We start from the raw sequence: 13,879 nt of genomic DNA, 5'->3' as shown, positions 1-13,879 counted from the left end.
ATGGCACGCCAGTCATTGGTCTTGCCGCACTGCAACAAGACAGCCGCATCGCACGGAGACACCCCATGGCGCAACAGATCCTCGAGGGCATTCGCGTCCTCGAACTCGGACAACTCATCGCCGGCCCCTTCGCCGCCAAGACCCTGGCCGACTTTGGCGCCCACATCATCAAGGTGGAGCCGCCGGGGCAGGGCGACCCGCTGCGCAAATGGCGGATGCTGCACGAAGGCACCTCGGTCTGGTGGGAAGCGCAGTCGCGCAACAAGGAGTCGATCTGCATCGACCTGCGCCAGCCGGAAGGCCAGGCGCTGGTGCGCAAGCTGGCCGCCGAGGCCGACGTGCTGATCGAGAACTTCCGCCCCGGCACCATGGAGAAGTGGGGCCTGGGCTGGGACGTGCTGCATGCCGACAACCCGCGCCTGATCATGCTGCGCGTGTCGGGCTACGGCCAGACCGGCCCGAAGAAGGACGAGCCCGGCTTTGCCGCCGTGGCCGAAGCCATGGCGGGCCTGCGCCACCTGACCGGCGAGCCGGGTCGCGCGCCGGTGCGCGCCGGCCTGTCGCTCGGCGACACCATCGCCGGCCTGCACGGCGCCATGGGCGTGCTGCTGGCGCTGTACCAGCGCGACGCGCGCGGCGGCGAAGGCCAGGTCATCGACGTGGCGCTGTATGAGTCGCTGTTCAACCTGAGCGAAAGCCTGCTGCCGGAGTACTCGGCCTTCGGCGCGGTGCGCCAGCCCGCCGGCGGCGCGCTGCCGGGGATCGCGCCGTCCAACGCCTATCCCTGCGCCAGCGGCGAATACGTGCTGGTGGCCGCCAACGGCGACGCCATCTTCAAGCGCATGATGCTGGCCATCGGCCGCGCCGACCTGGCTGACGATCCCGCGCTGGAGCGCAACGACGGCCGCGTGCAGCGCGTCGACGAGATCGATGCCGCCATCGCCGCCTGGACCCGCACGCAGACCGTGGAATCGGCGCTGGCGGTGCTGCGCGATGCACAGGTGCCGTCGGGCCGCATCTATACCGTCAAGGACATCGCCGAAGACCCGCACTACCGTGCCCGCGGCGTGATCGAGTCGGTGACCTCGGCCGGCGGCCTGACCGTGGAGGTGCCGGGCGTGGTGCCCAAGCTGTCGGCCAGCCCCGGCGCCATCCATGACCGCGCGCCGGCGCTGGGCGAGCATACCGATGCCGTGCTGAAGCAGGCAGGCTTCGATGACGCCGCCATCGCCGACCTGCGCGCGCGCAAGGTGATCGCATGAGCGCCGCCAGCCGGTTGCGCGGCCCCGCGCGCATCGAGATCAACGAAGTCGCGCCGCGCGACGGCCTGCAGATCGAGCCGGTGGTGGTGCCGACCGACGCCAAGGTCGCCTTCCTCGATGCGCTCTCTGCCTGCGGCTTTGCCCGCATTGAGGCCACCTCGTTCACCTCGGCCCGCGCCATTCCCGCGCTGGCCGATGCTGAGGCCCTGATGCACCGCATGCAGCGCCACCCCGGCGTGCGCTACACCGCACTGGTGCCCAACCTGCGCGGGCTGGAGCGTGCGCTGTCGTGCCGCCCGGACGAGGTCAACCTGGTGATGTCGGCCAGCGAGACGCACAACCGCGCCAACCTGCGCATGACGCGCCAGCAGTCGCAGCAGCAGTTGCTGGCCATGATTGCCGAGGCGGGCGCGGCCGGCGTGCCGGTCAATGTATCGCTGTCGACGGTGTTCGGCTGCCCCTTCGAGGGCGAGGTCGACAGCGCCGCGGTGATGGCGCTGGCCACGCGCTTTGCCGAGGCGGGCGCGGCCGGCATCACGCTGTGCGACACCACCGGCATGGCCTATCCGGACCAGGTCGCGGCACTGTGCGAGACCTTCCAGGCAGCGCTGCCCGATACCGGCCTGACCATCCACCTGCACAACACCCGCGGCATGGGCCTGGCCAATGCCCTCGCCGCGTGGCAGACCGGCGTGACGCGCTTCGACGCGGCCGCCGGCGGCCTCGGCGGCTGCCCCTATGCCCCCGGTGCCAGCGGCAATGTCAGCACCGAAGACCTGGTCCACATGTTCGACTGCATGGGCGTCGAGACCGGCGTCGACCTGAGCGCGCTGCTCGACGTGGTGGCCGGCATGCCGGCGCTGGTCGGGCGCGACATCCACAGCCAGTTGCTCAGCGCCGGCCCGCGCCTGCGCACGCACCAGCCGCCGGCCTGGATGGCGGAGCATTTCGCCGGGCAGGCATAGCCTGGCACCCAGACAAGAACAACACATCCACAAGATCACGGAGACCCTCATGAAGAATGCCCTTCAACACAAGCCAGTCATGCCCACCATGCCTGCACGGCGCAAGGCCGTAGCCGCCACGCTGGCGGCACTCGGTGCGGCGTGGTTCGCCCCCGCCGCGCTGGCGCAGGACGGCAGCTATCCCAACCGGCCGGTGACGCTGGTGGTATCGGCCGCGGCCGGCGGCACCACCGACCTCGCGGCGCGGATGATTTCCGAGCCGCTGGCCAAGGCGCTCGGCCAGGCGGTGGTGGTGGACAATCGCCCCGGTGGCAGCGGCAGCATCGCCGCGCAGGTGGTGGCGCGCGCCAGGCCGGACGGCTACACGTTGCTGGTCCAGTACTCGGGCTACCATGTCATCACGCCGCTGCTGATCAAGAACCTGTCGTGGGACCCGGTCAGGGACTTCGCGCCGGTGGCCAATATCCTGTCGGCGCCGCAGGTGCTGGTGGTGCGTCCGAGCCTGCCAGTCAAGACGCTGAAGGAACTGGTGGCGTACGCCAAGGCCCATCCGGACAAGCTCAACTACGCCTCGTCGGGCAACGGCTCGCTGCAGCACGTGTCGACCGAGCTGCTGAACCAGATGGCCGGCACGAAAATCACGCACGTGCCGTACAAGGGCACGGGCCCGGCCATGACTGACCTGCTGGGCGGCTCGGTGGACCTGACCATCACCACGCCGCCGCCGCTGATGGGCCATATCGCCGCCGGCAAGCTGCGCCCGCTGGTGGTGACCAGCAAGACCCGCCTGCCCAGCCTGAAGGATGTACCCTCGGCCCCCGAGGCCGGCTACCCCGACCTGGACGTGTCGTCGTGGTTCGCGATGTACGCGCCGGCGGGCACGCCCAAGGCGGTGATCGACAAGCTGACCGGCGAGATCGAGAAGATCATGCGCACCGAGGCCTTCCGCAATAAGGCCGAGGAACTGGGCGCCGAAGCTAAGTACATGAACCCGCAGCAGCTGGCGCAATACCAGAAGGCGGAGCTGGTGCGCTGGGCCAAGGTGATCAAGTCCGCCGACATCCACGCGGAATGATGGCGAGGGCTGAGGCAAGGTGATCGAAAGGTAGGGGCGCTAGGCTGCCGGGTTTGCTAGGTATTGATACCGATGCGGTACATCACACCGACCGGTAGCATCGCAATTTGCCGCACCGCGGCGCGCCCCCTGCGAGCGCACGTGCCGCAGCGCCAGTCCAAACGGGTAGGAGATTCGCATGTATAACAAAAAATTCTGGAAGCAAGTCCTGATCGCGCTGGCGCTGTTCCTGGCGGGCTGGTTCACCTTCGGCCAGGCACAGGCGCAGGGCAAGCCCGAGAAGACCAAGGTCACCATCGCGGTGGGCGGCAAGAACCTGTTCTACTACCTGCCGCTGACCATCGCCGAGCGACTCGGCTACTTCAAGGAAGAAGGGCTGGACGTCGAGATCGTCGACTTCGCCGGCGGCGCCAAGGCACTGCAGGCCGTGGTGGGCGGCAGCGCCGACGTGGTCTCGGGCGCGTACGAGCACACCATCAACCTGCAGGCCAAGGGCCAGCGCTACCAGGAATTCGTGCTGCAGGGCCGCGCCCCGCAGATCGTGCTGGTGGTGTCGAACAAGACCATGCCCAACTACAAGTCGATCGCCGACCTGAAGGGCAAGAAGATCGGCGTGACCGCGCCGGGCTCGTCGACCAACATGATGGCCAACTTCGTGCTGGCCAAGGCCGGCCTGAAGCCGTCTGACGTGTCCTTCATCGGCGTGGGCGCCAGCGCCGGCGCGGTGGCGGCGATGCGTTCGGGCCAGATCGACGCCATGGCCAACCTGGATCCGGTGGTGTCGATGCTGACGCAGAAGAACGAGGTGCGCATCGCTTCGGATACGCGCACGCTCAAGGATACGCAAGCCGTGTTCGGCGGCAGCATGCCGTCGGGCTGCCTGTATGCCTCGCAAGCGTTTATCCACCAGAACCCCAACACCACGCAGGCGCTGACCAATGCCATGGTGCGCGCGCTCAAGTGGCTGCAGAAGGCGGGCCCGTCGGATATCGTCAAGACCGTACCGGAAAGCTACCTGCTGGGTGACCGCGCGCTGTACCTGGCCGCCTGGGAAAAGGTCAAGGAAGCCATTTCGCCGGACGGCACCATGCCGGCCGACGGCCCGCGCACCGCGTTCAACGCGCTCAGCCAGTTCGACGCCGAACTGAAGGGCAAGTCGGTCAAGCTGGAAGACACCTACACCAACGCCTTCGTGCAGAAGGCCAACGCCAAGTACAAGTAAGACCCTTGCCGCCGGTGCCGCCGGTGCCGACGGCCCGCTGTCCGCAGCGGGCCTTTGCTTTGCGGCATCGATGGCCAATCCATCATCACCCGCCCGCGCCGCGCCCCGGCGCCGCCACGGCGGGGACCGAGACGGTTCACCATGAGCACTCCCGCACTTTCCCTCGACAAGGTCACCTGCACATTTGTCTCGCGCGATGACCGCAGCCAGCGCTATACCGCGGTCAAGGACGTCACGCTATCGATCCAGCCCGGCGAATTCCTTTCCGTGGTCGGCCCGACCGGTTGCGGCAAGTCCACGCTGCTGAACGTCGGCGCCGGCCTGCTGGAGCCCTCCAGCGGCGAGGTGCGCGTGTTCGGTGAGCCGCTACGCGGCATCAACCGGCGCGCCGGCTACATGTTCCAGGCGGAGGCGCTGATGCCCTGGCGCAGCGCGCTGGACAACGTCGTAGCCGGCCTGGAATTCCGTGGCGTAGCGCGTGCCGACGCCGTGCAGCAGGGCGAGGAATGGCTGCGCCGCGTGGGCCTGGGCGGCTTTGGCGACCGCTATCCGCACCAGCTTTCGGGCGGCATGCGCAAGCGCGTCAGCCTGGCGCAGACGCTGGTGCTGGACCCCGACATCATCCTGATGGACGAGCCGTTCTCGGCGCTGGATATCCAGACCCGCCAGCTGATGGAGAACGAGGTGCTGGAACTGTGGGCCGCCAAGCGCAAGGCCGTGCTCTTCATCACCCACGACCTGGATGAGGCCATCGCCATGAGCGACCGCGTGGTGGTGCTGTCGGCCGGCCCCGGCACGCACCCGATCGGCGAGTTCGAGATCGACCTGCCGCGCCCGCGCGACGTGGCCGAGATCCGCAACCATCCGCGTTTTGTCGAACTGCACGCCGCGATCTGGGACGTGCTGCGCGAGGAAGTGCTCAAGGGTTACGCCCAGCAGCGCAAGGTGGCCTGAGCCATCCAACATAACAAGACCTGAATCCCGATGGCATTCCGTACTGATTCCAAAGGCATGCTGCGCGTCTGGCAGCTGCTCGTCCTGGTGGTGATCCTCGGCGTGTGGCACATGGCCACGCGCTCGCAGGAGGTTGCCTTTTTCTTTGGTGAGCCGCTGATGGTGGCGCAGCGCATCTGGAGCTGGTTTTTCGTCGAGCGCGATATCTACCTGCACCTGGGCGTGACGCTGATCGAAACCGTGCTGGCCTTCGGCATCGGCACGGTGGCGGGGCTGGGCGTGGGCCTGTGGCTGGCGCTGAGTCCGCTGACCTCGGCCATCCTCGATCCCTACGTCAAGGCCATGAACTCGATGCCGCGCGTGATTCTGGCGCCGATCTTCGCGGTCTGGTTTGGCCTGGGCATCTGGTCGAAGGTGGCGCTGGCGGTGACGCTGGTGTTCTTCATCGTCTTCTTCAACGTCTACCAGGGCGTCAAGGAAGTCAGCCCGGTGGTGCTGGCCAACGCGCGCATGCTGGGCGCCAACCAGAAGCAGCTGCTGCGCCATGTCTACCTGCCGAGCGCGACCAGCTGGGTGTTCTCATCGCTGCATACCTCGGTGGGCCTGGCCTTCGTGGGCGCGGTGGTGGGCGAATACCTGGGCTCGGCGCGCGGCGTGGGCTACCTGATCCTGCAGGCCGAAGGCACGTTCGACATAAATACCGTGTTTGCCGGCATCGTGGTGCTGACGGCGTTTGCACTGGTGCTGGACTGGATGGTTGGCACCGGCGAGAAGCGGTTGATGAAGTGGCAGCCGAAGAGCGGGGAGACGGAAAAGCTCTGATGCAGGACCTGCCGGCAAGCGTGGCAGGCCGGCGGTTTGCTCCCCTCTCCCGCTTGCGGGAGAGGGAGCGCGCAATCGGTTAAGGACAAACCTCGAGTTTGTCTACAGCGTCGAAACTTACCGACACCGTCAGCCCGCCTCCGGCCGTATCCTCAAGCCTAACCGTTGCACCATGCAGCCGCGAAATCTCGCGCACGATCGACAGCCCCAGGCCCGTGCCATCCACCGCCTGTCCACGTTCGCCCCGATAGAAGCGCCCGAACACCGCATCGCGTTCGGCCGGCGCAATGCCAGGGCCGTTGTCGATCACCTGCAGCCGTGGCACGCTGCCTTCGAGCACCACGCGTACCGTCACCACCGCGCCACGGCCCGCATAGCGGATCGCGTTGTCGATCAGGTTGCCCGTCAGCTCCTGCAGCAGCTCGGCCTGGCCCGCGACCGCCACCGGCCCTTCCTGCTCGAAGCCCAGGTCCACGTCGCTGCCACGCGCCACCGGCGCCCAGTCCAGCGCCACGCCTTGCGCCAGCGTGTCGAGGCGCAGCGGCCTGAGCGTGGGCACATAGCCCGCATCGGGTTCCAGCCGCGATAGCGACAGCAACTGCTGCACGCCCTTGGACGCATGGCGCACGGTGCCGTGCAACAGCCGCATATGCTCGCGCACGCGTTCGCCGTCGCGCTCGCGCAGTGCCAGCTCGGACTGCGCCTGGATGATCGCCAGCGGTGTCTTTAGCTGGTGCGCGGCATCGGCGAAGAAGCGCTTGCGCGCCTGCACCATGCCGTGAAGCCGGTCCATATACTGGTTCAGCGCCTGCACCAGCGGCTTCATCTCGGCGGGGAGGTCCTTCTGCTCGATCGGGTCGAGCTGCGTGCCGCGCCGCGCCACTGTGTCGGAGAGCCGGTTCAGCGGCCGCAGCCCGCGCCTCACCCCTAGCCAGACGATGCCCAGCGCCAGCGTCACCAGCATCAGCTCCTGCAGCAGCGAGCCGATCAGGATGTCGCGCGCCACCAACTGGCGCGGCTCGATGGTCTCGCCCACCAGCACCCATACCAGCCGCGTATGCACCGAGCCCACGTCGTGCACAGGCAGCGGCTGGGCCGCCATGCGCAGCGGCTGCTCGCGGAATACGGTGTCGTAGAACACGGTGCGGTACAGCCGCAGCGGCGCCTCGGCCGGCATCGGCAGGTCGTCGTAGCCGGTCACGGTGGCGCCGTCTTCGTCGCGGATGCGGTAGTAGATATGCGGGCCGGCCTGGTCGTCGAAGAGTTCCAGCGCCAGGTTGGGCACGTCGACGTCGAGCCGCCCCTCGCGCAGGCCGATGCCTTCGCGCATCGCGCGCAGCGACGCCTCCAGCGTGCGGTCGAAGGCGATATGCGCGGCCGACATGGCGCGCTCATAGGTCAGCCAGGCATCGAAGGCGAGCAGGCCCATCAGCGGCAGCAGCAGCCACAGCGACAGCTGCAGCCGCAGGCTGGGCGCCTGGCGCGGCCGCTTCATGCCGCCGGCCGCGCTTCGAGCAGGTAGCCCAGCCCGCGCAGCGTGACGATGGCCACGCCGCTGCCGTCGAGCTTCTTGCGCAGGCGGTGCACGTAGATCTCGATCGCGTCCGGATTGACCGACTCGTCGATGCCGAAGATCTTCTCCGACAGCGCTCCCTTGTTGACCGCGCGGCCGTCGCGCAGCAGCAGCACTTCCAGCACGGCGCGCTCGCGCCCGGTCAGTGGCAGCAGCTCGCCATGGAGCAGGAAGGCGCGGCTGACGCTGTCGTAGTGCAGCGGGCCGCAGGCGATCTGCGTGCTGTCGTGGCCATGGGCGCGGCGGATCAGCGCGCGGGCCCGCGCTTCCAGCTCGGACAGGTCGAAGGGCTTGGCCAGGTAGTCGTCGGCGCCCAGGTCCAGCCCGCGCACGCGGTCCTCGACCGAGCCGTGCGCGGTCAGGATCAGCACCGGCAGCGGGTTGCGGCGCTGGCGCAGGCGGCGTAGCACTTCCAGCCCGTCCAGTCCGGGCAACCCCAGGTCCAGGATCAGCAGCGCGTAGTCCTGCGTGCTGAGCAGGTTGTCGGCACTGCGGCCGTCGTGCATGCAGTCGACCGTGAAGCCGGCCTGGCCCAGGGCCTGGCTCAGGGAGTTAGCCAACATCACATTGTCTTCGGCAAGCAGGATACGCATGGGGCAGGGCAGTCAGGCGGCAATACGGAAAAACGGCCGGAACGGCCGAGGCCAGACTGATACAGGGAAGCGCGCCTGCTTTGAAGCTAGGGAAACCACTAAGCCCGCAGCCGCGCCGTGCCCGCGAAAAGCCTGCATTCCGAAAGCGAACTGAAAGTGCGCGTCCCCTACCATCCGGCCCATTCCAGCGTCCCGCATCGCGCGGGGCGCCATAACCAGCAACAGCGAGCAGGAGACAACCGCGCTGGACGCCGCCGCCGGCCACCCGCCGCACGGGGCGGACCGCGGCCATGACGGGTGGCCGCCATTCAGCCGGCAATCCTTCGCCTGACGGGGCAGCGCCAACGACGGCGCCAACGATTACCACAACAAGCACAAGCAAGGAGAGAGCATGAAGCGTACGGCAATGACATTCGCAGCGATGGGTCTGGCTGCGGCCGGGTCGGCATCCGCCCAATCGAGCGTGACCATGTATGGCCTGGTGGACGCCGGCATCGAATATGTCAGCCACGCGGGCCCCGAAGGCTCGGCGGTCAAACTGACCTCGGGCGGCAAGAACACCTCGCGCTGGGGTATTCGCGGCAGCGAAGACCTGGGCGGCGGCCTGAAGGCGATCTTCGCCCTGGAAAGCGGCATCGCCATCGACACCGGCAAGCTGGACACCGACAACACGCTGTTCGACCGCCGCGCCACGGTGGGCCTGTCCAGCCGCTACGGCCAGGTGGTGCTGGGCCGCACCTTCACCACGACCTACGACTTCATGCTGCCGTTTGACCCGATGGGCTACGCGCCGGCCTATTCGTGGGCCACCTCGTCGACCGCGACCGGCGGCCGCAAGGACGGCCTGTTCTCGCGCGCCTCGAACGCGATCCGCTATGACGGCAGCTTCGGCGGCCTGAAGCTGGGCGCGACCGTGGCGATGGGCGAAGTGGCGGGGGATTTCAAGAGTTCGTCCAAGTACGCGCTGGGCGTGGGCTACAACGCCGGCAAGTTTGCCGCGGCCGCCACCTGGGACCGGCAGAACGGCGCCGGCAGCAGCACCACGCCGGCCGACAGCACCAACTACATCCAGGGCATCCATGCGGGTGCCAGCTACGACTTCGGCAACCTGGCGCTGTACGCCGGCTACCGCAACTACAAGCGCACCTTCACCCCCGGTGCGCCGGATGACCGCAGCGATATGTACTGGGGCGGCGCCAGCTATGACTTCACGCCGGCGTTCACGCTGTACGGCGCGGTCTACAAGCAGAACATCAAGGGCGGCAGCAATGCCGACCCGATCCTGTTCTCGCTGCGCGGCCAGTACGCGCTGTCCAAGCGCACGCTGGCTTATCTGTCGGTGGGTTATGCCGAGGCACGCAACGGCCAGAAAGTCAGCGTCTCGCGCGACTTTGTCGGCTTCGGCAGCAACCAGACCGGCGTGATGGCCGGCCTGCAGCATCGCTTCTGAGGGTAGGACGGCCGCGTTGGCCGCGTTTGCCTGATTGGGAACTGCCAGCCGCCTGGCGCATGGGTGTGCGCCATCCAGGGTGGCCGGCAGCTTGAGGCGTGTTGCCTCAGCCGGGCGCAGGGCGTAGCCGCACGCCTTGCGCCCTTCTTTTACCGGCGGGCTTGCCAGTGAGCGGAGCGCCGCCGGCGTGCGTGCCGCTCAGGGCACGATCACGATCTTGCCGGTGACCTTGCGCGCTTCCATGTCCTTGAGCGCCTGCGGAGCCTGCTCCAGCGGATAGCGCGCCGAGATATGCGGGCGGATCTTGCCTTCCTTCATCCAGCCCAGCATCTGCGCCATATTGGCCTGGTTGGCCTTGGGCTCGCGCCGCACAAAGTCGCCCCAGAACACGCCTACCAGCGAGGCGCCCTTGAGCAGCGCCAGGTTCAGCGGCAGCCTGGGGATCTCGCCGTTGGCGAAACCCACCACCAGGTAGCGGCCGCGCCAGCCGATCGAACGGAAGGCCGGTTCGGCATAGATGCCGCCCACCGGATCGTAGATCACGTCCGGGCCCTTGCCGTCGGTCAGCGCCTTGATGCGCTCGCGCAGGTCCTCGGTACTGTAGTTGATGAGCGCGTCGGCGCCGTGCTCCTTGCACACCGCCAGCTTTTCGTCGGTCGAGGCGGCCGCGATCACGCGCGCGCCGATGGCCTTGCCGATCTCGATCGCCGCCAGGCCCACGCCGCCGGCCGCGCCCAGCACCAGCATGGTCTGGCCGGCCTTCAGCTCGCCCCGGTCGATGACCGCGTGGTGCGAGGTGCCGTAGGTCAGCGTGAAGGCCGCCGCGGTTTCGAAGTCGATGCCTGGGGGCATCGGCACCACCGAGGCCGCCGGCGCCTTGGCCTGGCTGGCGAACGCGCCATTGCCCAGGTAGGCAATCACCTTGTCCCCCGGCTTGACGTGGGTGACGCCTTCGCCGACCGCATTGACCACGCCGGCCAGCTCCGAGCCCGGGCTGAACGGCAATTCAGGCTTGGCCTGGTATTTGTTCTGGATGATGAGCACATCCGGGAAGTTGACGGCGGCCGCCTTGACGTCGATGACCACTTCGCCCTTGGCCGGCACCAGGTCGGGCAGGGTTTCGATGGTCAGCGAATCGGGCGGGCCCCAGGCTTTGCACAGTACGGCTTTCATCTTGTCTCCGGTGATATTGGTGGCATTCCGCAACAGTCAAGCTTATGCGGGCGGGCAGGGCAAGTGTAGCGCAGTAATAGCACGGTCGTTCAGTTCCATGCCGAAGCTGTGGGGGCGGTTATTTGTGGCCTGCATACCGCGTCAGAAACGCGCTTTCAGGGCGGCGCGCGGGCCGCTTGTGCCCGCGCGCTCAGGTACAATCGCGCCATGCATATCCTTCTCGCCAACGACGACGGTTATCTCGCGCCGGGACTGGCCGTTTTGCATGCTGCGCTCGCGCCGCTGGGCCGGATCACGGTCATCGCGCCGGAGCAGAACCATAGCGGCGCCTCCAATTCCCTGACCCTGCAGCGCCCGCTGTCGATCTACGAAGCGCGCGAAGGCGTGCAAAAAGGTTTTCGCTTCGTTAACGGAACGCCGACCGACTGCGTGCATATCGCGCTGACCGGGCTGCTCGACGAAAAACCCGACCTGGTGGTGTCAGGCATCAACCAGGGACAGAACATGGGCGAGGACGTGCTGTATTCCGGCACCGTCGCCGCCGCCATCGAGGGCTACCTGCTGGGGATTCCGTCGGTGGCCTTCTCGCAGGTGGACAAGGGCTGGGAACACCTGGACGCCGCCGCGCGCGTGGCGCGCACCGTGGTGGAGCGCATCATCAGCACGCCGCCGGCCGAGCCGTTCCTGCTCAACGTCAATATCCCGAGCCTGCCGTTCGAACATATCAAGGGCTACCGCGCCACGCGCCTGGGCAAGCGCCATCCGTCGCAGCCGGTGATCACGCAGGTCAATCCGCGCGGCGACACCAACTACTGGATCGGCCCGGCGGGCGATGCGCGCGATGCCAGCGAGGGCACCGATTTCCACGCGACCGCGCAGGGCTTTGTCTCGCTCACACCGTTGCAGCTCGACCTGACCCACCGCGGGCAGCTCGATGCGCTCGACCAGTGGCTGAAGTAGGCCGCCGGTCCTGAGCCGCAGAATCGCTGTGTCGCGCCCCCGATGAGTTCCACGCCCCCTCGCAACAAGTTTCCGCTGCCGCTGGATGCGGTGGTCGAACGCAAGCCCGCACCCGCCCGCACCGCCGGCATGCCCGCCGTGGGCGTGCCGCGGCCGGCCGCGCCCACCCCCACGTCGGCCAAGCCGGCCAAGCCGCGCCTGCCGCGCACCGCGGCACCGGCGCCCGCGCCGGTGCCTGCGAGCGCGGTCGAGCAGCGCGCCTCGGCGGCCACCGCCGGTGGTGGCGGCATGGCCTCGGCACGGGCGCGGGTTGCACTGGCGGCGCGGCTGCGCGCCGGGGGCATTCGCGACGAGCGTGTGCTGTCAGCCATCGCCACCGTGCCGCGCCACCTGTTCGTCGAGCCGGGGCTGGCATCGCAGGCGTATGAAGACGCCGCGCTGCCGATCGGCCACCAGCAGACCATCTCCAAGCCGTCGGTGGTGGCGCGCATGATCGAGCTGCTGCGCGAGGGCCTGGCCGCCGATACGCCGCTGGAGCGGGTGCTGGAGATCGGCACCGGCTGCGGCTACCAGGCCGCGGTGCTGGCCCAGGTGACGCGCGAAGTCTTCTCGATCGAGCGCATCCGGCCGCTGCATGAGCAGGCCAAGGCGAACCTGCGGCCGCTGCGCGTGCCCAACCTGCGCCTGCATTATGGCGACGGCATGCTGGGATTGCCCCAGGCCGCGCCGTTCTCGGCCATCATCCTGGCCGCCGCGGGCATGGAGGTGCCCGAGGCGCTGCTCGAGCAGCTGGCCGTGGGCGGGCGCCTGATCGCCCCGGTGGCGGTAGTGCCGCCGGCGGGCGTGCCGGGCCAGACCGTTACACAGCAGCTGTTACTGATCGAGCGACGCAACCGCCATCGCTTTCACAGAACCGCGCTTGAAGCCGTTTTCTTTGTGCCCTTAAAATCGGGCACCATCTGAGTCGAACTATGCACAACATCGTGAAATCGCAATATTTCGCACGCGCCGGACAACTTTTTGCGGCTTCGGCGCTCACGGCCCTGCTGGCCGCCTGCGCCAATTCGCCGATGCCGGCGCCGGTCGTTGACCGTACCTCCACTTCCGGTACCACGGCCGCGACGCAGGAACCGGCACCCCCGGGATACTATCGGGTCAAGCGAGGCGATACCCTTTACCGTATCGCGCTGGAAAACGGCCAGTCGTATCGCGATGTGGCAGCGTGGAACAATCTGACCAATGTGAACCAGATCGAGGTCGGCCAGCTGCTGCGCATTGTGCCGCCGGGTGCCGACGTCAACACTGCGCCTGGCGTGGCCACCATGCCGGTGGTGCCGGGCACGGTGCAGGCCCAGCCGATCGACCAGGCCCACCCGGTGGGCACGCCGGTGACGCCGCCGGTCGCCGCCGCGGCACCGGCGGCAGCGCCTGCCGCGGCCGCGTCGGCGCCGGTCGCCGACGGTTCGATGAAGCTGGCCTGGCCGGCAACCGGCCAGATGGTTGCTAAATTCGACGACAAAGGCAATAAAGGCATCGATATTGCGGGCAAGAAGGGTGATGCGGTGCTGGCCGCGGATGACGGTCGGGTGATTCACGTAGGCCCCTTGCGCGGCTACGGGAATCTTGTCATCATCAAACACAATGAGACATTTCTTACTGCTTACGGGCACAACGACAAGGTGCTCGTGACTGAGCAATCCACGGTCCGAAAGGGCCAGAAGATTGCGGAGATGGGCAACAGCGATACCGACCGGGTAAAGCTTCATTTCGAAGTTCGCAAGAACGGAAAACCGGTTGATCCGATGCGGTACCTGCCGCCACAGTGAGGGT

At 67.7% G+C, this 13,879-nt stretch carries 13 protein-coding genes; 10 read left to right on the top strand and 3 right to left on the bottom strand.

Annotated elements, in window-relative coordinates; genetic code table 11:
- Positions 1–65: 65 nt before the first annotated feature.
- The 6 genes from DN412_RS09060 (at position 66) to DN412_RS09035 (ending at position 6,300) form a co-directional block, all read left to right on the top strand.
- Positions 66–1,262, top strand: a complete 1,197-nt coding sequence (locus DN412_RS09060) for a CaiB/BaiF CoA transferase family protein (protein ID WP_115014175.1) — start codon at positions 66–68, stop codon at positions 1,260–1,262.
- On the top strand, positions 1,259–2,227 hold the full coding sequence (locus DN412_RS09055) for a hydroxymethylglutaryl-CoA lyase (RefSeq protein ID WP_115014174.1): 969 nt from the start codon (positions 1,259–1,261) through the stop codon (positions 2,225–2,227). The genes DN412_RS09060 and DN412_RS09055 overlap by 4 nt, the downstream gene beginning before the upstream one ends.
- Positions 2,228–2,276: 49 nt before the next feature.
- Entirely contained in the window at positions 2,277–3,302 is a 1,026-nt protein-coding gene (locus tag DN412_RS09050) for a Bug family tripartite tricarboxylate transporter substrate binding protein (RefSeq protein WP_115014173.1), read from the top strand.
- Between the two features lie 178 nt (positions 3,303–3,480).
- A complete protein-coding gene (locus DN412_RS09045; RefSeq protein ID WP_115014172.1) occupies positions 3,481–4,524 on the top strand; it encodes an ABC transporter substrate-binding protein in 1,044 nt (347 codons plus the stop codon).
- A 141-nt stretch (positions 4,525–4,665) separates the two neighbouring features.
- Positions 4,666–5,478 carry an ABC transporter ATP-binding protein gene (locus DN412_RS09040; protein WP_115014171.1) on the top strand — a complete coding sequence of 271 codons (813 nt, stop codon included), beginning with the start codon at positions 4,666–4,668 and terminating at the stop codon, positions 5,476–5,478.
- Between the two features lie 30 nt (positions 5,479–5,508).
- The gene (locus DN412_RS09035) at positions 5,509–6,300 is read left to right on the top strand and encodes an ABC transporter permease (protein ID WP_115014170.1); all 792 of its coding nucleotides are present in this window, start codon (positions 5,509–5,511) and stop codon (positions 6,298–6,300) included.
- A gap of 79 nt (positions 6,301–6,379) precedes the next feature.
- On the opposite strand, the gene DN412_RS09030 is transcribed toward DN412_RS09035, so the two are convergent.
- Positions 6,380–7,795: a sensor histidine kinase gene (locus DN412_RS09030; RefSeq protein WP_115014169.1), complete on the bottom strand. Its 1,416-nt coding sequence runs from the start codon at positions 7,793–7,795 to the stop codon at positions 6,380–6,382.
- Entirely contained in the window at positions 7,792–8,466 is a 675-nt protein-coding gene (locus DN412_RS09025) for a response regulator (RefSeq protein WP_078196842.1), read from the bottom strand. The genes DN412_RS09030 and DN412_RS09025 overlap by 4 nt, the downstream gene beginning before the upstream one ends.
- A gap of 391 nt (positions 8,467–8,857) precedes the next feature.
- On the opposite strand from DN412_RS09025, the gene DN412_RS09020 reads away from it, so the two are divergent.
- Entirely contained in the window at positions 8,858–9,916 is a 1,059-nt protein-coding gene (locus tag DN412_RS09020) for a porin (RefSeq protein WP_115014168.1), read from the top strand.
- Positions 9,917–10,114: 198 nt separating this feature from the next.
- Here DN412_RS09020 and DN412_RS09015 read toward each other — a convergent pair whose 3' ends face one another.
- Complete coding sequence (locus tag DN412_RS09015) at positions 10,115–11,089, bottom strand: NADPH:quinone oxidoreductase family protein (RefSeq protein ID WP_115014167.1); 975 nt, start codon at positions 11,087–11,089, stop codon at positions 10,115–10,117.
- 207 nt (positions 11,090–11,296) lie between these two features.
- Here DN412_RS09015 and surE point away from each other — a divergent pair, with 207 nt between their 5' ends.
- From surE to DN412_RS09000, 3 genes are read left to right on the top strand one after another with little or no spacing between them, the layout of a single operon-like run.
- Positions 11,297–12,049, top strand: coding sequence for a 5'/3'-nucleotidase SurE (gene surE / locus DN412_RS09010; protein ID WP_115014166.1), 753 nt, complete (start codon positions 11,297–11,299; stop codon positions 12,047–12,049).
- 42 nt (positions 12,050–12,091) lie between these two features.
- Positions 12,092–13,012: a protein-L-isoaspartate(D-aspartate) O-methyltransferase gene (locus tag DN412_RS09005; RefSeq protein WP_115014165.1), complete on the top strand. Its 921-nt coding sequence runs from the start codon at positions 12,092–12,094 to the stop codon at positions 13,010–13,012.
- 8 nt (positions 13,013–13,020) lie between these two features.
- Positions 13,021–13,875 carry a peptidoglycan DD-metalloendopeptidase family protein gene (locus DN412_RS09000; protein ID WP_115014164.1) on the top strand — a complete coding sequence of 285 codons (855 nt, stop codon included), beginning with the start codon at positions 13,021–13,023 and terminating at the stop codon, positions 13,873–13,875.
- Positions 13,876–13,879: the final 4 nt, after the last annotated feature.

The sequence above is a fragment of the Cupriavidus lacunae genome (assembly GCF_003353055.1).
GTDB lineage: Bacteria > Pseudomonadota > Gammaproteobacteria > Burkholderiales > Burkholderiaceae > Cupriavidus > Cupriavidus lacunae.
Note: the sequence above shows the minus strand (reverse complement) of the source record. Positions and strands in the feature narration are given on the sequence as shown.